Consider the following 19,282-nt stretch of genomic DNA (forward strand, 5'->3'; position numbering starts at 1 on the left):
AATTACTTACGTAACATCGCTTCGATAAATTCTTTCCAGTTCCCCAGTTCGTGTTCAACCATAATACCCTCTCTTCTTGTAGTGGCGATTTTACGCCGTTTTTTTCTACAGGTGAATACGTTTCCACCTCTCATCACTATCGGCAACTACCGCAGAAAGCTTGAATTTGCCGAAACTGCGGACTGACGCACATTTCAGCAACCTGTTAATGCGACTCATAAAAGCGCGGACTTAATCCGCCAGGCCCGTTTTTACCACCTAAGATAATTCTTAGATCGCTAATGATGCCGCAGGCGACAATTTCGCAGGTAAGTGAAAGCGTTTACTGGCCCTGATTAGCGCCGTTTATTGGCGTCGCGGCGAGATGAAAAACAGCGCTGCTGCGCGTCTGACCTCACAGCCCACAGCGCGCTATGGTAAACTCGCGCTTTATTTAACACAGGACGGGAATACGCGATGACAGCGCAGTGGGTGATGTACGGAATTAAGAATTGCGACACCATAAAAAAAGCACGCAACTATTTGAGCACTTCCGGCATCGACTTTCATTTTCATGATTATCGCGCTGACGGGCTGGATGCGGCGCTGCTGCAATCCTTTATCGACCAGCTGGGGTATGACGTGCTGCTGAACACGCGCGGCACCACCTGGCGTCAGTTGCCGGAAGCGGAACGCGATGCCATCCGCGATGCGGCCAGCGCCAAAGCGCTGATGCTGGCGCACCCGGCGATGATCAAACGTCCGGTGCTGGCGGCGCCAGACGGTACATTGCTGGTGGGTTTCAAAGAATCCGTTTATCACGCCTTTATCCAGGAGAAGTCATAACATGTTCTGTCCGGTCATTGAGCTGGCTCAGCAGCTTATTCGTCGCCCCTCGCTTAGTCCGGATGACGCCGGTTGCCAGGCCATGTTAATAGCGCGCCTGGAGGCGATTGGTTTCCACGTCGAGCCGATGCACATTGGCGATACGCTTAACTTCTGGGCCACGCGCGGCCAGGGCGAAACGCTGGCTTTTGCCGGGCACACTGATGTGGTGCCGCCGGGCGATGCCAACCGTTGGATCAGCCCGCCGTTTGAACCGTCGATTCGCGACGGCATGCTGTTTGGCCGTGGCGCTGCAGACATGAAAGGCTCGCTGGCGGCGATGGTGGTGGCGGCCGAGCGCTTCGTTGCTGCCCATCCCAATCATGCTGGCCGACTGGCGTTTCTCATCACTTCCGATGAAGAAGCCAGCGCCGTCAACGGTACGGTAAAAGTGGTTGAGCGCCTGATGGCGCGCAACGAACGTATGGATTACTGCCTCGTCGGCGAACCGTCGAGCACCGAAGTGGTTGGCGACGTGGTGAAGAATGGCCGTCGCGGCTCGATGACCGCCAATCTGACCATTCACGGCGTACAGGGCCACGTGGCTTATCCGCATCTGGCTGATAACCCGGTACATCGCGCAATGCCGGCGCTCAACGAGCTGGTGGCGACCGAGTGGGATCAGGGCAATGAGTTCTTCCCGCCGACCAGCATGCAGATCGCCAACGTGCAGGCCGGCACCGGCAGTAACAATGTGATTCCCGGCGAGTTTTTCGTGCAGTTTAACTTCCGCTTCAGCACCGAACTGACCGATCAGATGATCAAAGATCGCGTGGCGGCGCTGCTCGATCGCCACCAGCTGCGCTATACGCTGGAGTGGAATGTGTCCGGTCAGCCATTCCTGACTTCACGCGGCAAGCTGGTGGATGCGGTCGTCAACGCCGTGGCGCACTATAATGAGATCAAGCCGCAGCTGTTAACCACCGGCGGCACCTCTGACGGGCGCTTTATTGCCCGCATGGGCGCACAGGTGGTGGAGCTCGGCCCGGTGAATGCCACTATTCATAAGATCAATGAGTGCGTGAAAGCCTCGGATTTGCAGCTGCTGAGCCGGATGTATCAGCGCATTATGGAACAGCTGATCGCCTGATGGCACCTTGAAGGAGAAACCTCATGGAATGGTTAAAAGAGTACTGGTGGGTGATTGTGATTCTGCTGATGGTGGGCGTGCTGATGAACGTCTATAAAGACCTGAAGCGCATCGATCATAAAAAATATATGGATAACAAACCGGATCTGCCACCGCATCGCGATTTCAACGATAAGTGGGACGATGACGACGACTGGCCGAAAAAGAAGTAGTCGCCGCCGATCGTTTAGCGTACAAGGTCGCCCTGCACGGCGACCTTTGTTTTATGGCGCGCCGGTCTCATACCATCATCACCACATCGTCGTCGCCCGGCTTCGCCCCGCTCAGCGCCTCATCGAAATAGCGGCGCGGCACGGTATAGCGCAGGTGGTTCAGCGCCAGCTGCATGCTGCGTTCATCAATTGCGTGCGGCAGGTCGTCAACGATATCCAGCGTCACATCGCCGCCCAGCGCAGTTAAGCGCTGCATCGCCGCTTCCGCATGCTGCATCGGCACCTGCTCGTCATAATCGCCGTGAATCAGGTGGATAGTGTTGCGCGTGCTGGCCTGCTCCGGCAGCGTGACGTAGCGGCCGCTAAAGGCCACCACGCGCCCCGCCAGATCCGGCTGGGCTTTTACGCCTTCCAGCACCATGGTGCCGCCCTGCGAAAAACCGACCAGCGCGGTGGCTTCCGGCCGCACGCCGCTCTGCTGCTGCCAGTGACGCACCGACTCGACAAAGGACGGCATCACCGCGTCCACGCCCTGCTGCTGCGAGCGGTCGTGTTCCGGTATCTCGGCATACCACTGGCGGCCCTGCGGCGCGCTGGCCGGATAAGGTGCGCCCACCGATACCACCTGCGCCTGCGGAAACGCCTGCGCGAACCAGCTGCCAATCTGCGCCATCGAATCGGGGTTGTCGTTCACGCCGTGATACAGCAAAAACAGCTGCGCGGCGTTATCCGGTTGCTGAACAATTACATATCGTAGTGCCATAACGTCCTCCTCAAATCACTATACGCCGCTGAGGGCAAAGTGATATTGGGAAAATTTGAATGAGATAATGGATTTATTGCAATGTGCCGAGGCGCTGCTGCCAGTGCTGCGCGGCGGCGGCATCCAGCGTGGTGAGTGCGTCAGCCGCCTCCGCGCGCAACCTGAGCATCAGCGCTTTACGCCCGCTCACGCCGGCCAGCCGTGCCGCTTCACTCAGCGTTTGTTTTTGTTGCAGTATGGCACACAGCAAGGGTGGCGATGCGACACCAGCCAGCCGCTGCAGCACCGGATAGCTGGCTTCAAACGGCCGCTGCGCCCAGGCAAACGCGGCCAGCAGCGGCCAGTCGTCGACGCTGAGAGATTGATGGTCGGTGGACGACAGGGTCAGCGGCACCGCGATCAGCTTTTGCAGCCACGGCCAGTCGCGCGCCAGACGCTGCGCGGCGCGCTGCTGCAGGGCTTCACCGGCAGGCGTCAGCGCACAAATCGCCATCGCCGCATAGCAACCGCTGCTGGCTTCGCGCTGTGAACCGATACGCACCAGCGTAAAGCCGCAGGCGCGCCAGAACTGCCACAGCGCTGCGGTGTAGCCAAAGCTCACCGACAGATAGTCCGCGCCCTGCGCCTGCTGCCGCGCCGTCGCCACCAGCGCGCGACCGATGCCGCGCTGGCGCTGCGCGGCCTGCACGGCGATGCGGCTGATGCGCAGCGAACGTAACGTCGCCGCTTCAGTAAAACCGGCATGTGCCGCTAATGACTGCGCCACCAGATTGCCGCGCGGACGACGTAAGCCGGCCCACACCGCCTGCGCCAGCGCGGCATCCAGTCCGCCCTCTTCCACCAGCCACAGCGCGCCGGTGACCTGCTGCGGCTGCCCGGCCAGCCAGAAATGCATGCCGGGCGCATCCAGCATACGTCGCAGATCGAGCGGCGAGGTGCGATAGTGGGCGCTCGCCAGCAGACGATAGCCAGCCTGTAAGGCGCCGGCGTGCTGCGCGGGCGTGGCGGCAAAAATCGCTGTCTGCGCGGGTGCGTCGCAGGCTTCGGCCTCAGCAAACAGCAGCGCCGCACTCAGCCACTGCTCCAGCGGATCCTGCGCCGACCAGCGCAGCGGCTCATCCAGCTGGAAATAGCGCACCTGCGGCAGCGTGGCGCAAAAGCGCAGCATGAAACCGCGCCCGGTACCTTCGTAGCCCTGCACCGTGGTGGTCAGCAGAACGCGTGGAAAACGCTGCACCAGCTGCTGTAACAGCGGCGCGGGGATCGCCGCGGCCTCATCCACAATCAGCCATTCTGCCAGCGGCTGAGCCTCCTGCGGCTGAGCGAGAATCGCATCCGGGGCCATAAATCTAAACTGCTCAGCGGCGAACTGCGCCAGCACCTCCGTCGCGGCTTTGGCCGGCGCCGTCACCAGCGCGCTTTGCGTCTGGCGCGCCAGCATCCCCGCCAGCGCCGATTTGCCGCGACCGCGCGGGGCGATGATCACCGCGACACCGGGCGGCATGGCGCACAGCTGACGGACAATCTGCGCCTGCTGCTCGGGGGCGCGACACTGCCACGGCGCGAAGGACTGCGGTGCCGGCAGGCGTGGCGTCTGGTGCTGACGCAGCAGCATCACCTGCGCGTCCTGCAGGATATGCTGTTGCACATGGTGGATGAAATGCGGCGTGGCGATGGGCTGGTCGACATCGGCCCAGCGCAGGCTGTCGCGATCGGGTTGCGCCGGCCAGGCGTTCCAGTCTGGCGTCAGTAACAGCAGCCAGCTGCCGGCCCGCAGCGTCCCGGCCAGCGCAGCGAACGCTTCCGCGTGAAAGCCGTGGCGCGCATCAAAAATGGCATGCCGGAATTCCCGGCCCAGCAGGGTACGCAGCGCTGCAGGCGCGACGCGCTGCGGGAAGTCATCGCTGTCGCTGACCGTTAACCAGTCACCTGGCAGTGCGGCCTGCCATGTGGCCGCTTCCTGGCGCGCCCAGCCAGCCTCACCGGCAATCACGCACAGACGGCGGATACCGGCTTGCTGCATCGCCGCCGTCAGTTCAGCGTGCAACATCAGTTACTGGCGAAGGTATTGCACTGGCCCGGATTGCCGCTGTCAAAACCGCGTTTGAACCAGGTGTAGCGCTGCTGTGAAGTGCCGTGAGTGAAGCTGTCCGGCACTACGCGCCCCTGACTTTGCTGCTGCAGACGATCGTCGCCAATCGCCTCGGCGGCGTTCAGCGCTTCCTGTAAATCGCCCACCTCAAGAATGTTCTCCTGCTGCATGTAATGGCCCCAGACGCCAGCAAAGCAGTCCGCCTGCAGCTCCATCTTCACCGACAGCTGGTTCACCTGCGCCTGCGTAGCACCCTGCTGCATCTGGCGCACTTTCGGTTCGATCCCCAGCAGTTTCTGCACGTGATGCCCTACTTCGTGGGCGATGACGTAACCCTGGGCAAAATCACCCCCGGCTCCGAGTTTGGTTTTCATGTCGTCATAGAAGGAGAGATCGATATATACCGTCTGATCGGCCGGGCAGTAGAACGGCCCCATTGCCGACTGGCCGGTACCGCAGTTAGTGCGCGTCGCACCGCGATACATCACCAGCTTTGGCGGCGCGTATTGTTTGCCCATCTGCTGGAACAATTTGCCCCAGGTATCTTCGGTGGTGGCGAGGATCACCGAGGTGAATTTGGCCGCCTCGTTATCCTGCGCCGAATTGACCTGACGCTGCTGCTGTTGCGACACCGGCGTGCCGCCTTCCAGCAGCGCGGTGAGGTCGTAGCCGTAATAGCCAGCGACCGCGACCACAATCAGCAGAATAATGCCGCCCTTGCCGCGCGGCAGACGAATCTGGCGTCCGCCAGAACTAAAACCCGGCGAATCGCCGCGACGATCTTCCACATTGTCGCTTTCACGACGCCCTTGCCAGCGCATGGCCTGCTCCTGTTATCAATGACTTTTGCATGATTTTAGTTGGCGGCAGAGGTTAGTACCAGCAATGCGATGCCAGCGGAGCGAGATTGCGCGCAGGGTGCAGTGTGAAGGCCGTAAACAGACAATAAAAAAGGCCGCCAGCAAGGGCGACCTTCATGCGCTGAAAGGTTTGCGTCTGTTATACCGTGACGCACACCGGCAGAAGCTTAGTCCAGTTTGACACCCAGACGGTGTGCCACTTCTTCGTACGCTTCGATCAGGCCGCCGAGGCTCTGGCGGAAACGGTCTTTGTCCATCTTGTCCATGGTCTCTTTGTCCCACAGACGCGCGCCGTCTGGCGAGAATTCGTCGCCCAGCGTCACTTCACCTTTGAACAGACCGAACTCCAGCTTGAAGTCCACCAGAATCAGACCGGCATCATCAAACAGTTTGCTCAGCACTTCGTTGGCTTTGAAGGTCAGTTCCTGCATGCGCGCCAGGTTAGCTTTGCTCACCCAGCCAAAGGTTTCGCAGTACGATTCGTTGACCATCGGGTCGTGTTTGGCGTCATCTTTCAGGAAGAGATCAAACAGCGGTGGATTGAGCAGCATGCCCTCTTCCACGCCCAGACGTTTCACCAGCGATCCGGCCGCCCGGTTGCGCACCACGCACTCTACCGGCACCATCTCCAGCTTTTTCACCAGCGCTTCGTTATCAGAAAGCAGCGCTTCCATCTGGGTCGGAATGCCCGCTTCCTGCAGTTTGGTCATGATGAAATGGTTGAACTTGTTGTTCACCATGCCTTTACGATCAAACTGCTCGATTCGTGCACCGTCTCCTGCTGACGTATCGTTGCGGAATTCAAGTACCAGCAGATCCGGATTGTCGGTGCTGTATACGGTTTTCGCTTTACCGCGATACAACTCAGCTCGCTTTTGCATCTTGTTAACTCCAAACATGAAAGAACCCGTGTTCAGCGGTGTTTCACCGCGCGATGACTGCCTGACGCAATCGTTTACCTCGCCGGGCGCTATTATGCCAAAACCAAAACAAAAAGGCCGGAGAATCTCCGGCCTTTATTGCATTTATTTGTTCAGTGCGCCCTGCAGGACCGCCACCAGCGCATCATTCTGCGCCTGGGTGAGTACGTGTCCTTTCGGATCGATGAACTGCAGGCTGCTGCGGTTATCGAGATCGCCCACCTGCAACTTGTAGTCGCCGTTTGGCAGTTCCGGATCTTTCGCGCCGATGGCGTCAAACGCGCTGCTGCCCGGCTGCTTGTAGGTCACTTTCAGACTGCCCTGCGAGCGGTTGTCATCGGTAACTTCCATGCCCATACGCTTCAGTGCCGCCGGCAGACGCTGCCAGGTGACGTTAAACGGTGAGCGCAGCACCAGCAGTGGCAGACCGGTGTCGTCCGCGCCGCTCTGGACATCAATCTGTCCGCTGGCACGTCCGGCAGCCGCATCCTGGCTGGCGGTATCGATCTTATCCAGACCGGTGCTGATGTCATTCAGCATCTGACCGGTATAGCGCTGAACCTGGACCGGCGTGGTGACCGTCTGGCCCTGCTGCTGCAGTTCCAGCAGACGTACGGTCAGCACCTGCTGATAGCCCTGGTTCTGCACGCTGATCTGGTAACGGCCGCGATACTGGTTATCTTCGTCAGCACGGTTCCACTGCACCCAGTCGGTGGTGAGCTGCTGCGCCGCATCATCACGCTGGGCAACCGGGAATTTGTACGACTGCACCACGTTCACCACCTGCGACCAGATGGAGCCACGGCTGCTGTCAACCGCCAGCACGCCGGTGTTACCGGTGAACTGCGCGCGGGTGCCGTTCATCAGCGCCAGCGGCTGCGCCGGTGGACGGATGTCGAGCTCTTTACCCAGCGCGCCTTTCGCCACGCTGTGCGGCACATCGTAATCACCATTCTGCAGCGGCAGAATCATGCCCGCCGGGGCTTTTAAATCATGCAGTTCAGGCGCCTGCAGGTAAGATTCATCACCGCTGACCTGGCGCTTATAACGCTGATCGCTGGAACAAGCTGTTAGCAGCATCAGGGTGGAGAGGCCCACCACGGTTGCCAGCGTCGAGCGCTTAACTGAATAACTCATTGATTCTCCCTAAATTATCGCAGACCCGTCTGGATCAGCGCCTGCGCGGTTTTCGCCTGACCGGCTTCGGTCAGCGGCGTCATCGGCAAGCGCAGCGTGTCATCGGCGATTAATCCTAGCTGTTTCGCGGCCCATTTCACCGGGATAGGATTCGGTTCACAGAAAAGCGTCTGGTGCAGGTGCATCAGACGCTGATTCAGGCGACGCGCTTCGGCAAATTTGCCCTCTTGTGCCAGCGCACAGAGTTCAACCATTTCACGTGCTGCAATGTTAGCCGTGACCGAAATAACGCCTTTGCCGCCCAGTTGCATGGAGTCCAGCGCTGTCGCGTCATCACCGCTGACAATAATGAACTCATCTCCAACCAGCTGTTGGATCTGCGAAATACGCGATAAGTTCCCGGTGGCCTCTTTGATTCCGATAATATTTTTGATTTCAGCCAGGCGGGCAACGGTTTCCGGCAGCATGTCACAGCCGGTACGTGACGGGACGTTATACAGCATCTGGGGCAGATCGGTGCTTTCGGCGATCGCTTTGAAGTGCTGGTACAGACCTTCCTGCGTCGGACGGTTATAGTACGGGGTCACGGTGAGGCAGCCGACTACGCCGGTGCCGGTAAAGCGTTTTGTCAGAGAGATCCCTTCGGCGGTGGCATTCGCGCCGGTCCCGGCAATCACGGGAATGCGGCCATCGGCCAGCTCCAGGGTTTGCATCACCACATCGCCATGCTCTTCATGGCTGAGGGTCGCGGATTCGCCGGTGGTGCCAACAGAAACAATCGCCGCCGTACCACTGGCGACATGATAATCAATCAGTTTTTTCAGACTTGCGCGGCAGACATCACCTTTTTCATTCAAAGGCGTAATGAGCGCAACAATACTTCCGGTGAACATGGGCTATCCCCTCGACAAACAAGTGCCTCATGTTACGTTTTCCGCCGAAAGAAAAGCAAGCGAGCCACGCCATTACCGCGCTTGTCAGCAGTTTTTTTTATGTTTACCTTATGGTTATTAGCGAACGTACAGGAAACGCCATTTTGCCGCAGTCACAGCCGCACCATCTGGTGATCACCGCTCTGGGCGTTGATCGTCCGGGTATCGTCAATACTATTACCCGCCACGTCAGCAGCTGCGGTTGCAATATTGAAGACAGCCGCCTGGCGATGCTGGGCGACGAGTTTACCTTTATTATGCTGCTCTCCGGCAGCTGGAACGCCATTACCCTGATTGAATCGACCCTGCCGATGAAGGGTGCCGAGCTGGAGCTGCTGATCGTGATGAAACGCACCAATGCGCGCGTCACGCCGCCGATGCCTGCTACCGTCTGGGTACAGGTAGAAGTGCCGGATTCACCACATATCATCGAACGCTTCACCGATCTGTTCGATAAACATCAGATGAACATCGCCGAGCTGGTGTCGCGCATTACGCCCGCCCAGGACGACGCGCCGCCGGTGCTCTATATTCAGATGACCGCGCACAGCCCGGCGAATCATGCCAGCGCACCGTTTGAGCAGGCTTTCCATCGGCTGTGCGAAGAACTGCATGCACAAGGTTCAATTCGCCTCTATAGTGTCACCGACGACGCGCACAGCGCCGTCTGAATCAGGCTCCGGGTTATTCCGCCACACACTCTGCCGCGCCGGCATACCGTGTAGTGAAATAACCCTGAGGTAAACTCCACCTGGCGCTTTTGCCGCTGATGGTGTATTACCCACAGCATGAAGAAAAAAATGGAGAGTTGTGATGAATCCACTGAAAGCCGGTGACACCGCACCGAAATTTAGCTTGCCCGATCAGGATGGCGAACAAGTAAATTTGGCCGACTTCCAGGGACAGCGCGTTCTGGTCTATTTCTACCCGAAAGCCATGACGCCGGGCTGCACCACGCAGGCCTGTGGTCTGCGCGATAACATGGATGATTTAAAGAAGGCTGGCGTGGAAGTGCTGGGCATCAGCACCGACAAGCCGGAAAAACTGTCTCGCTTTGTCGAGAAAGAGTTGCTCAACTTCACCCTGTTGTCGGATGAAGATCATCAGGTTTGCGAGCAGTTTGGCGTCTGGGGTGAGAAAACCTTTATGGGGAAAACCTACGACGGCATTCACCGCATCAGCTTCCTGATTGGCGGCGATGGCAAAGTGGAGAAGGTGTTCGACGATTTTAAAACCTCGAACCACCACGATATCGTGCTCGATTACCTGAAATCAGCCTGATTACCAACGGGTGCCCGCCAGGCACCCGTTTTTTTATCCTGCTGTGACGCTGCGCGATTAATAGCGCGAAACCGTGCTGGCCAGCGCTTCCTGCCCGGCGATCACCACGCAGTTCCGTCCGGCGTTTTTCGCCTGATACAGCGCATCATCGGCCTGCTTCAGAATCTGTTCCTGACTGCCGTGCGTTGGCTGCCAGCTGGCGATACCAATCGAAATGGTGATCTGCCCGACCGGATCAATCCAGCCGCCGGCAATGCTGGTGCGCACGCGCTCCGCAATCACCCGCGCTTCATCAGGGGCGGTGGCGGGAAGCAACATCAGAAACTCCTCGCCGCCGTTGCGGCACACCACATCGGTCTGACGCGCGCTCTGGCGCAGCGTGCGCGCCACCTGTTTGATCACCTCGTCGCCAACATCATGCCCGAAGTTATCATTCACCCGTTTGAAGTGGTCAATATCCAGCGCCAGCACGGCAAACGGCTGCTGCATGGTATCGAAATAGTCGAGCACCGCGCTCAGGCCGCGGCGATTGAGCAGGCTGGTCATGGGATCGCTCTGCACCTCTGACTTGAGCCGGCCGATTTTATCCTGCACCAGACCAATGCCGGTGAGCAGCGCGCGCTTCACCTGTGCCGCTTCAAAGTACCAGGCGCGGATCACGCCAATTTCACCGGAAACGCCCTGGGTATCCATCTGGCTGGCTTTACGCGCCAGCTGCCACAGTGGCAAGGCAATCAGCCGGGCCAGAATCACCGCCACCAGCAGTGTCAGCAGCGCAAACGGCACCGAATTCTTCAGCACCTGGAGCAGCAGCCCGGAGAGCGGCGCCAGCGTGACGTTTGTCGGCTTGAGCGCCACCACCATCCAGCCGGTGGTGGGTACCACAGCGTAGCCCGCCAGCTTCGCCGTGCCCTCTTCCGTCAGCTGAACTTCGCCATTGCTGTGCTCCTGGCGCTGACGATCGCTGACGATGCCCGGCACGTTTTTGCCAATCAGCTGATTGTTCTGGTGATACAGCACGCGGTTTTCGCGATCCAGCACGTAAACATGGGTGCCGTCACGATAGTACTGCTCGCCGAGCAGCACGTTGAGAATGCTCTTTTCTTCAGATAAATAGTGCCGCCGACGTAGCCAAGATAGCGCCCATCGGTGCTCCACACCGGCCAGGAAACAAACACCAGCAGGTTATTGGTGGCAGAAATGGTGGGCCGGCTGACCATCGGCTGGCGCTGCGCCAGCGCTTCGCGCGAAGACTGGCTGGTGAGCTGCATGCCTTTCAGCATCAGCGATTCCGGCGAAATGGCTTTAATCACGCCGTTGCTGTCGACAATCGCCACCGAGTTAAAGCTGCTGGTCTGTTCGCGCAGTCGGTTCACTTCCTGCTGCAGCAGTTCGGGATTGTCGAAATCTTTACCCAGCTGATTAGCGCTGTAGTGCAGCTGCGACTGCGCCAGCTGGAAAAACACTTCGGTGGTGGCCGCCAGTTTGGTGGCGTAAGCGCGATTGGCTTCAAGGGTGCTTTCGATCAACACCATGCGCTGTACGCGCCAGGTGGCGTACAGCGTATTAGCCAGTGTGATGACGATACTGGTGATCGCCAGCAGCGCAATCAGCGTGCGCAGATCAGTTTTTGGCCGGATGCGCGTTAACATGGCGCAACCGCCCTGGTGAGTAGCTTCATAAGTTAGCGTGCCTGACTATCTTGTTATAATTGGAGGTGTTTACCCTGGTGAGGTAACAGACAATTGTACACCTCTGAGCCAAATTGACTACGACGCAGACCCTCAGGAACGCTTTTTTATTGTGCTATTACTGGTGCTAATCAATTAAACCCTGCGCATCGTAAAACGGCCACGGTCCTGGATAATCGCCGATCGCGCACAGATGCGTAGTCATCCCCTGCTGCGGCTGCCAGCGATGCAGCAGAAAACCGGGCGGCTCCAGCACAAAGTTCGCCGGACCGTGGTCACGCAAATCCAGTGCCACCTGATGCGACACACCGGGCGCCACGCAGGCCAGCGTGCCGGCAAAACGCGCCTGCACCGAGCGGTGCAGGTGGCCGCTCAGCACCCGTTCCACCTGGGGATGCTGACCAATAATGGCAGCCAGCGCCGCCGGATTGCGCAGCGGCTGCCGATCCATATGGCCAATGCCGCTCAGGAACGGCGGATGATGCAGCAGCACCAGCGTCGGCAAATCAGGCTCACGCGCCAGCTGCTCAGCCAGCCATTGCAGCTGTGCGTCATCGACGTAGCCCCACGGCTGATGCGGTACGCTGGAGTCGAGCGCCAGCAGCTGCAGATGATTCACACGCATCTGCCAGTTGAGCGTTTCGCCGTGCTGCAGGTAGTGATGCTCCGGAAACGCGGCGCGCAGCTGCTGGCGATCGTCGTGATTGCCCGGCATCAGCAGGAACGGCAGTTGCAGATGGCGCAGCGCCTCGCGCAGCGTCTGGTACTCTTCCGCAGTGCCAAAATCCACCAGGTCGCCGGTAATCACCACCGTATCCGGTCGCGGCACCAGCTGATTCAGCGTGTCGATCACCCGCAGCAGCGCAGCGTGCGTATCCACTTTTTTATAGGAGAGACGGCCATGGGCCTTGATGTGTAAATCGCTGATTTGCGCAATCAGCGTCATTGCGTCAGTCACAACAGCTCCTTATCAGGCAGAAAAGTGCAGCGCGGCATCCTGCGCCAGCGTCCAGCTTACCGGCTGGCCGGCGTGCCAGGCTTCGCGCGCGTGGCGATCAACCTGGATCGGCGCCGCCAGCCCGATATCAATACTCAGCCGCTGCGCAGCGCCGAGAAAGGTGGTGCCGAGGATAAAACCAGGGCGTGCGTAGCGCTGGTCCGCCGCCAGCAGCACATCCTCAGGGCGGCAGAAATGCTGCGGATTGCCACGCGCATCGACCCCGACACAGTTAATCGCGCCGACAAAATCCGCGACAAACTGTGACGCCGGGCGCTGGTAAATATTTTGCGGCGTATCGATCTGCACCAGACGTCCCTGCTCCATCACCGCAATGCGATCGCCCAGCGCCATCGCTTCCTGCTGATCGTGCGTGACGTAGACGGCGGTGATCGCCAGCTGTTTCAGCAGCGCGCCAATCTCCAGCCGCAGCCGGTCGCGCAGGCGCGCATCCAGCGCCGCCAGCGGCTCATCAAACAGCAGCACCTTCGGACGCGCCGCCAGCGCACGAGCCAGCGCTACGCGCTGCTTTTGACCGCCCGACAGCTTGTCGATGCTGCGCTGCGCCAGCGCGCTGAGATCCACCAGGGCCAGCATCTCCTGCACGCGCGCGTCGCGTTCGGCGCGCGCCACGCCCTGCACTTTCAGGCCGTAGGCGACGTTCTGCGCCACGTTGAGATGAGGAAACAGCGCGTAGTTCTGGAACACCATGCCCACGTTGCGTTTCTCGATCGGCAGCGCTGTCACGTTACGATCGTCAAACCACACTTCGCCGCCGTCGTCACAGCGCTCCAGGCCACTGATGATGCGCAGCGTGGTGGTTTTGCCACAGCCGGACGGACCGAGCAGCACCAGGGTTTCGCCAGGCTGCACCGTCAGATCGAGCGGCTGCAGCGCCAGCTGGTGATTAAAGTGCCGCGCACACTGGCGCAGCGTAACGGTTACGGCCGCAGGGTTCATGCCGCCTCCTTATTAGCACGCGTGAGCGTACGGTTGAGCCAGTGATTGACCGCGTTGAGCATCAGCAGCAGCGGCAGAATCAGCAAAATAAAGATCAGCGTGTAGGCCGAGCCCACTTCCAGTCGCATTGAGGCATAGCTGTCTGCCAGCCCCACCGGCAGCGTTTTTGTCAGCGGCGTATGCAGCATCCAGGTGATGTTGAACTCACCCACCGACAGGGTGATCACCATAAACGCCCCGGCGAGAATGCCGTTGCGACAGTTGGGCACCACCACGGTAAAAAAGCGTTGCCACAGGCTGGCACCGAGACTGGCCGCCGCCTCTTCCAGCCGCGGCATCTCCACCGCCTGCATTACCGCCAGCACCGGGCGCAGCATAAACGGCAAGGTAAACAGCACGTGACCGATGAGAATGAACAGCCAGCTATCGCGCAGGCCGGAGAACTGGCCGTACAGCAGGATGATGCCCAGCGCGGTGGCGAGGCCCGGCAGCGCGACCGGCAGCATCAGGCACTCTTCGATGCGCGCCGCCCAGCGCCGCGGCGCTTTTAACAATCCCCACGCTGCCGGCACGCCGATCAGCAGCGTGATCAGCAGGCAGGCCAGCGCAATCAGCAGCGACAGCCAGAAGGTGTCGGCGTAAAGCTGCCACACCTGGGTCACCCACTTCAGCGTCAGGCCGCTGCGCAGGCCGGTAAAGTAGTTGTTGGTCACGCCGGCCAGCATCGACAGCACCACCGGCACGATCATGAACAGCGCGGTGAGCACGGTGACCAGCAGTTGCAGGCTGAACAGGCCGCGACGTCTCATGTCACCTCCTGGTGAGCCAGTCGGCGCGCCAGCATCAGTGCCAGCCAGGCGACGCCGCCCATCACCACCGACAGTGCGGCGGCGGTGGCGAAATTGGCGTAGTTGGTGAATTCGCCATAAATGGTCAGCGGCAGCACCGCCAGATCGGTGCCCAGGGTAAACGCGGTACCGAAGGCACCCATGCTGGTGGCAAAACAGAGCGCGCCGGTGGAGAGCAGCGCCGGCTGCAGCCCCGGCACAATCACATCCCAGGTGATGCGCCACTGACTGGCACCCAGCGAACGCGCCGCCTCTTCGAGAGAGCGGTCGAGTTTTTCACTCGCCGCCACCAGCGTGATGATGGCGCGCGGCAGTGAAAAATAGAGATAGCCAATAAACAGGCCGGTTAACGAATAGGCCAGCATCCAGCGCTCGTGGAACAGCGCCAGGCTGATTTGCGCCAGCAGTCCCTGACGGCCCGCCAGCATCACCACCAGAAATCCCACCACCACGCCCGGAAAGGCCAGCGGAAACGTCAGCAGTGCCAGCAGCGTGCTGCGTCCGCTGAAGCGCTGGCGCGCCAGGAAGCAGCCGACTGTGGCGGCGATGGCCAGCGTCACCAGCGTGACGGCGAGCGACAGCAGCACGGTGTTCAGCAGGCTGAGCAGGTAGTGTGGCTGGGTCAGTACCGTCCAGTAGCCGCTGTGCCGGGTGCTGCGGTCGTCCTGCATCGCCATCTGCAGTAGCCGGACAAACGGCAGCAGCCAGAAGGCGCAGAAGAACAGCAGCGCCGGCAGCGTCAGCCATAGCCAGCGGCTGCCGGCCAGGCGCGGTGTCCGGCGGCACGAAGCCGCCAGGCTGTCGGTCATCGCCATCAGCGAATCTCACTCAGATAGCGCGCCGAGAAGGCTTTTTGCGCTGCCGCCATCTGCTGATAGTCAACGGTGTGCGCACGCGCATAGTCGCTGTCCGGCAGGAAATATTTCTTCGCTTCTGCGCTCATGGCGCCGGTGCGCACCGGGCGCAGGAACGCGCTGGCCCAGATGGCCTGCCCCTTGTCAGACAGCACATAGTCGATCACTTTTTTGCCGTTCGCCGCGTGCGGTGCATTCTTCACCATGCTAATGACGTACGGCACCGTTACCGTGCCCTCTTGCGGAATAACAAAGGCAACGTTGGCGTGATCTTTATAGCGGGCGCGGTAAGCATTGAAGTCATAGTCGAGCAGAATCGGGATCTCGCCGGAAATCAGGCGCGCATACGCGGTCTGCTTAGGCACGATAGGCTGATTCGTCTGCAGCTTTTTGAACCAGTTCAGCGCCGGCGTGAAGTCCTGCATGTTGCCGCCCTTCGCCTGGTTGACCGCCACCGCCGCCACGTAACCGACAAAGGCGCTGGCCGGATCGAGATAACCAATCATGCCTTTGTATTCCGGCTTCAGCAGGTCGTCCCAGGATTGCGGCACCGGCGCGCCGCCCAGCGCATCGACGTTGACCATAAAGCCCATGGTGCCCGAGTGCAGCGCCACCCATTTGCCGTTGCTGTCTTTCATGCCGGCAGGAATGTCATCCCAGTGCGCCGGTTTGTAACTGGCGACCACGCCGGCGCTGTCGGCCTGAATGCCGAAGCTGACGCCGTAATAGACCACGTCGGCCACCGGATTGCCCTGCTCCGCCACCAGCTGCGCCAGCGCCTGGCCGGAGTTTTTGTTGTCCTGCGGCACCTGAATACCGGTGTCTCTGGCAATCGCTTTGAGCTGAGTGCCCCAGTCGGCCCACTCGGGCGGACAGTTGTAACAGATGGCGGTTTCCGCCGCCTGCGTCAGGCTGGTAAACAACGCGCTGGCGCTGAGCGCGATGGCGCCGGCGTAAATTTTTACTTTTTTATGCAGCATCATGAGGTTCCCTGGTGGTGGCAATAAACGCGGGGGCAGCAACACTCTCACCGCTCCGCAACTGATGTGGCAGCACGCGGGTGCCGCGGCTGACGTTATGCAACAACATATCGATGGCGCAGGCGCCGAGCCGTTCGGCGGGCTGCGCTACGCTGGCCAGCGACGGGGCCATTTGTGCCCCCATCGCAATCCCGTCAAAGCCCATCACCGCGAGCTGCTGTGGCACAGGCACGCCCGCGCGCGCCGCCGCGCCAATCAGGCTGATGGCCAGCAGGTCGTTAGTGCAGATTACGGCGCTGAGCGGGGTGGCACCGCCGAGCATCGGGGCCAGCAGCGTAAAGTCGGATTGGGTGTGGCTGGCCATCTCAATCACCGGCAGCGCCGTCAGGCCCGCGTGCTGCATGGCATCGCAATAGCCCTGATAGCGCAGGCGCGCACGGTCTGACTGCAGCATCGGTCCGGCGACCATGGCAATGCGGCGATGACCAAGCGCCAGCAGCTGTGCGGTGGCTTCGCGCATCGCCTGGCGGTTATCCACGCACACCGCCGGCCAGTGGCTGTGCTGCGGCACGTTATGCGCCAGCACAAATGGCAGGCCAGCCGCCTGCAGCGTGCTGAGCACCGCGCTGTTATCCGCATCGGCCACCGTCAGGACCAGGCCCGCCACGCGCTGGCGCAGCATATGTTCAACGATGGCAGCTTCGCGCTCGGGCTGGTAATCGCTGGTGGCCACCAGCAGGCCATAGCCGGCGTCGCGCGCCTGGCGCTCCATCGCCTGTAACTGGCAGGAGAAGATCGGGTTAAGCAGCGAGGGCAGCAGCACGCCGAAGGTGGTGGAGTGCTGCGTGCGCAGCTGGCGCGCGATGTGGTTAGGACGAAAGCCGAGCTGCTCCGACGCCGCCAGCACTCTCTCCAGCGTGTCGCGCCGCAGCAGATGGGGATCGGAAAAGGCGCGCGCGGCCGTGGCGCGTGAAACGCCTGCCAGCTTTGCCACTGTGAGTAAGTCGGACATGTTCGCCTCGTAAAGTGCCGATGAGATCGATCTCATTGGCGCCTAAACTAACGGCGAACTGTGACAGTGACATCGCGAAGGGATGACGAAAAGATGACAGCAGCCTGCACTGCTGTCGGCAGGATTACAGCATCAGGAAGGCGTACCCTTCGTTTTGCAGCGACGCGACGGTGGTGCCGCTGGAGAGCGTATGGGTGACGCGGGTGTCAATCCAGTCGCGCTCCAGCTGATGGAAGGCCACCGACTGGTCGCAAATGGTCACTTTCACCCCGGCTTTCTTCAGCTCATCAATCAGCTTCAGGTTAGGGTTATCGCTGCCGTATGCTTTACGGAACTGATCGTTATTGAGCGCGGCCGGCACCGCATCGCTGTTGATCGACACCACAAAGTTGAGCTGATTAAGCGGCACGCCGGCCGCGTAATAGAGGTTAGTGACGCGTGCCACGCGCTCAAGGCCGAGGTTCGGCTGATGGATATCCCCTTCGCTGCGGTTGATCTGAAACACAATCTTATTGCTCAGCCCGGGCGTGTTGGCCGGGTTGTAATCCGGCGTGTTAACAAAGTGAATTTTACCGTAACCGGCAATCGCCGGCGTGCTCCAGAAATCCGCCGGTTCGGTTTTCTGGTCAGCGAATTTCCCGCTGACTTTATCCACCAGTTCCGGCAGCTGCAGCACATTTCCACCTACAAAGCCCGCCAGCGCGGCGATAACAATATAGGATGCTGGACGCATGAGACTTCTCCTTAACCAAAGACGCGATTACATCTGTAAAAAGGCATAGCCCTGATTTTCCAGCGTCGACACCGTGGTCGGGCTGGATAATGCATGAATCACCGACCGGTCGATCCAGTCGCGCGGATAGTGATGGAACGCCACCGACTGATCGCACACCGAGACTTTGACGCCCAGCTTGTTCAGCGCGCCAATCAGCGCGAGGTTGGGGTTATCGACGCCGTAAAACTGCTTAAAATGCGCGTTATCCAGCGTGGCGGGCGTGGCATCGCCGGTCATCGACACCACAAACTGCAGCTGTTCGGCCGGTACGCCAGCGGCGATGTACAGATTGACCACGCGCGCCACGCGCTCCAGCCCGAGGTTAGGCCGTTTGATATCGCCTTCATTGCGGGTCAGCTGGAACACCACTTTGTTGCTCAGCCCCACCGCCGGTTTAAACGCGGCGTCGGCTTCATAATGAATTTTGCCGTAGCCCGCGACCGCCGGCGTGCTCCAGAACCCGTCCGGATCGGCAGGTTCAGCGGAAAAATGGCCCGCGATACGCTGATACAGGTCATCGCTTTTGATTACGGCGGCACCGACCATCCCACCCACGATGGCAATCAGGGCATAGGAAACAACAGAACGCATAGAAACTCTCCGGCATGCACTGCGCGTTAATTCACAGTCCGTTTGAAAAAGTGCTTTATCTATACCACAGCGCGCGGCGGGCAAAACGCCTGTACTGGCGGGCTGTCCGGCGTTTGGCTGCCAGCAGAAATCATCGCGCTTGCTGATTGAATAAGGCTGTTAATTGAGCGGTGCGGGCGAGTTGAAAAATAGCTGGCCGGAAAAACCGGCAGTCACCAGGGAGAGAGATGCACAGCAGAAGACAGCGCCTCATCGTGCGGGTTAATACTGTCATCGCGCGCCGCCAGTTGACCAGTGAGCAAAACCTGACCATTCATTTCTGGGCTGGTGATGCACGGCCAGAGCAGCACGATAAAAATCACTGATGGATAAAGCGGGCCAACCGGGGGATTTTGGGCGTGTTTTTCAGAGTAAACCTGGAAA

The 19,282-nt window shown here is 59.9% G+C and carries 20 protein-coding genes and 1 pseudogene; 5 read left to right on the forward strand and 16 right to left on the reverse strand.

Annotated features, from left to right (window positions below; all coding sequences use genetic code 11):
* Positions 1-2: 2 nt before the first annotated feature.
* Positions 3-134 carry a protein YpfM gene (gene ypfM / locus F3J41_RS23695; protein ID WP_211072994.1) on the reverse strand — a complete coding sequence of 44 codons (132 nt, stop codon included), beginning with the start codon at positions 132-134 and terminating at the stop codon, positions 3-5.
* Positions 135-456: 322 nt separating this feature from the next.
* Between ypfM and F3J41_RS18075 the strand changes: the two genes are divergently transcribed.
* Genes F3J41_RS18075 through F3J41_RS18085 form a run of 3 tightly spaced genes read left to right on the forward strand, consistent with a single transcriptional unit; the run spans position 457 to position 2,166 of the window.
* On the forward strand, positions 457-825 hold the full coding sequence (locus F3J41_RS18075; RefSeq protein ID WP_166711969.1) for an ArsC family reductase: 369 nt from the start codon (positions 457-459) through the stop codon (positions 823-825).
* 1 nt (position 826) lies between these two features.
* On the forward strand, positions 827-1,954 hold the full coding sequence (gene dapE / locus F3J41_RS18080; RefSeq protein ID WP_010617581.1) for a succinyl-diaminopimelate desuccinylase: 1,128 nt from the start codon (positions 827-829) through the stop codon (positions 1,952-1,954).
* Positions 1,955-1,977: 23 nt separating this feature from the next.
* Entirely contained in the window at positions 1,978-2,166 is a 189-nt protein-coding gene (locus F3J41_RS18085) for a YpfN family protein (protein ID WP_021508042.1), read from the forward strand.
* A gap of 67 nt (positions 2,167-2,233) precedes the next feature.
* Here the strand turns inward: F3J41_RS18085 and ypfH are convergent, their stop codons facing one another.
* From ypfH to dapA, 6 genes are all read right to left on the reverse strand, one after another.
* On the reverse strand, positions 2,234-2,929 hold the full coding sequence (ypfH, locus tag F3J41_RS18090) for an esterase (protein WP_021508041.1): 696 nt from the start codon (positions 2,927-2,929) through the stop codon (positions 2,234-2,236).
* Between the two features lie 73 nt (positions 2,930-3,002).
* Entirely contained in the window at positions 3,003-4,979 is a 1,977-nt protein-coding gene (locus F3J41_RS18095) for a tRNA(Met) cytidine acetyltransferase TmcA (RefSeq protein ID WP_166711971.1), read from the reverse strand.
* The gene (locus F3J41_RS18100; protein WP_104188645.1) at positions 4,979-5,842 is read right to left on the reverse strand and encodes a neutral zinc metallopeptidase; all 864 of its coding nucleotides are present in this window, start codon (positions 5,840-5,842) and stop codon (positions 4,979-4,981) included. The genes F3J41_RS18095 and F3J41_RS18100 overlap by 1 nt, the downstream gene beginning before the upstream one ends.
* A gap of 206 nt (positions 5,843-6,048) precedes the next feature.
* Complete coding sequence (purC, locus tag F3J41_RS18105) at positions 6,049-6,762, reverse strand: phosphoribosylaminoimidazolesuccinocarboxamide synthase (protein ID WP_031279423.1); 714 nt, start codon at positions 6,760-6,762, stop codon at positions 6,049-6,051.
* 144 nt (positions 6,763-6,906) lie between these two features.
* Positions 6,907-7,938: an outer membrane protein assembly factor BamC gene (bamC, locus tag F3J41_RS18110; RefSeq protein ID WP_021506605.1), complete on the reverse strand. Its 1,032-nt coding sequence runs from the start codon at positions 7,936-7,938 to the stop codon at positions 6,907-6,909.
* A gap of 14 nt (positions 7,939-7,952) precedes the next feature.
* Positions 7,953-8,831 carry a 4-hydroxy-tetrahydrodipicolinate synthase gene (dapA, locus tag F3J41_RS18115; protein WP_166711973.1) on the reverse strand — a complete coding sequence of 293 codons (879 nt, stop codon included), beginning with the start codon at positions 8,829-8,831 and terminating at the stop codon, positions 7,953-7,955.
* Positions 8,832-8,974: 143 nt separating this feature from the next.
* On the opposite strand from dapA, the gene F3J41_RS18120 reads away from it, so the two are divergent.
* Positions 8,975-9,541 (forward strand): glycine cleavage system transcriptional repressor, encoded by a 567-nt coding sequence (locus tag F3J41_RS18120; protein WP_059011708.1) that lies wholly within the window; start codon positions 8,975-8,977, stop codon positions 9,539-9,541.
* 142 nt (positions 9,542-9,683) lie between these two features.
* On the forward strand, positions 9,684-10,151 hold the full coding sequence (gene bcp, locus F3J41_RS18125) for a thioredoxin-dependent thiol peroxidase (RefSeq protein ID WP_021506602.1): 468 nt from the start codon (positions 9,684-9,686) through the stop codon (positions 10,149-10,151).
* A 57-nt stretch (positions 10,152-10,208) separates the two neighbouring features.
* Here the strand turns inward: bcp and F3J41_RS18130 are convergent.
* From F3J41_RS18130 to F3J41_RS18170, 9 genes and pseudogenes are all read right to left on the reverse strand, one after another.
* A pseudogene (locus F3J41_RS18130) lies at positions 10,209-11,803 on the reverse strand (sensor domain-containing diguanylate cyclase).
* A 166-nt stretch (positions 11,804-11,969) separates the two neighbouring features.
* A complete protein-coding gene (locus F3J41_RS18135) occupies positions 11,970-12,788 on the reverse strand; it encodes a phosphodiesterase (RefSeq protein ID WP_211075318.1) in 819 nt (272 codons plus the stop codon).
* Positions 12,789-12,812: 24 nt separating this feature from the next.
* Positions 12,813-13,799, reverse strand: a complete 987-nt coding sequence (locus tag F3J41_RS18140) for an ABC transporter ATP-binding protein (protein WP_021506599.1) — start codon at positions 13,797-13,799, stop codon at positions 12,813-12,815.
* Positions 13,796-14,608 carry an ABC transporter permease gene (locus tag F3J41_RS18145; RefSeq protein WP_021506598.1) on the reverse strand — a complete coding sequence of 271 codons (813 nt, stop codon included), beginning with the start codon at positions 14,606-14,608 and terminating at the stop codon, positions 13,796-13,798. Before F3J41_RS18145 ends, F3J41_RS18140 begins: the two co-directional genes overlap by 4 nt.
* On the reverse strand, positions 14,605-15,462 hold the full coding sequence (locus F3J41_RS18150; RefSeq protein WP_166711975.1) for an ABC transporter permease: 858 nt from the start codon (positions 15,460-15,462) through the stop codon (positions 14,605-14,607). The genes F3J41_RS18145 and F3J41_RS18150 overlap by 4 nt, the downstream gene beginning before the upstream one ends.
* The gene (locus F3J41_RS18155; RefSeq protein ID WP_104094095.1) at positions 15,462-16,484 is read right to left on the reverse strand and encodes an ABC transporter substrate-binding protein; all 1,023 of its coding nucleotides are present in this window, start codon (positions 16,482-16,484) and stop codon (positions 15,462-15,464) included. Before F3J41_RS18155 ends, F3J41_RS18150 begins: the two co-directional genes overlap by 1 nt.
* The gene (locus F3J41_RS18160) at positions 16,471-17,493 is read right to left on the reverse strand and encodes a substrate-binding domain-containing protein (RefSeq protein ID WP_021506595.1); all 1,023 of its coding nucleotides are present in this window, start codon (positions 17,491-17,493) and stop codon (positions 16,471-16,473) included. The genes F3J41_RS18155 and F3J41_RS18160 overlap by 14 nt, the downstream gene beginning before the upstream one ends.
* A 124-nt stretch (positions 17,494-17,617) precedes the next feature.
* The gene (locus F3J41_RS18165) at positions 17,618-18,226 is read right to left on the reverse strand and encodes a DsrE family protein (RefSeq protein WP_021506594.1); all 609 of its coding nucleotides are present in this window, start codon (positions 18,224-18,226) and stop codon (positions 17,618-17,620) included.
* A 27-nt stretch (positions 18,227-18,253) separates the two neighbouring features.
* The gene (locus F3J41_RS18170) at positions 18,254-18,859 is read right to left on the reverse strand and encodes a DsrE family protein (RefSeq protein ID WP_021506593.1); all 606 of its coding nucleotides are present in this window, start codon (positions 18,857-18,859) and stop codon (positions 18,254-18,256) included.
* Positions 18,860-19,282: the final 423 nt, after the last annotated feature.

It is taken from the genome of Pantoea sp. Ap-870, assembly GCF_011752515.1.
GTDB classification, from domain to species: domain Bacteria; phylum Pseudomonadota; class Gammaproteobacteria; order Enterobacterales; family Enterobacteriaceae; genus Pantoea; species Pantoea dispersa.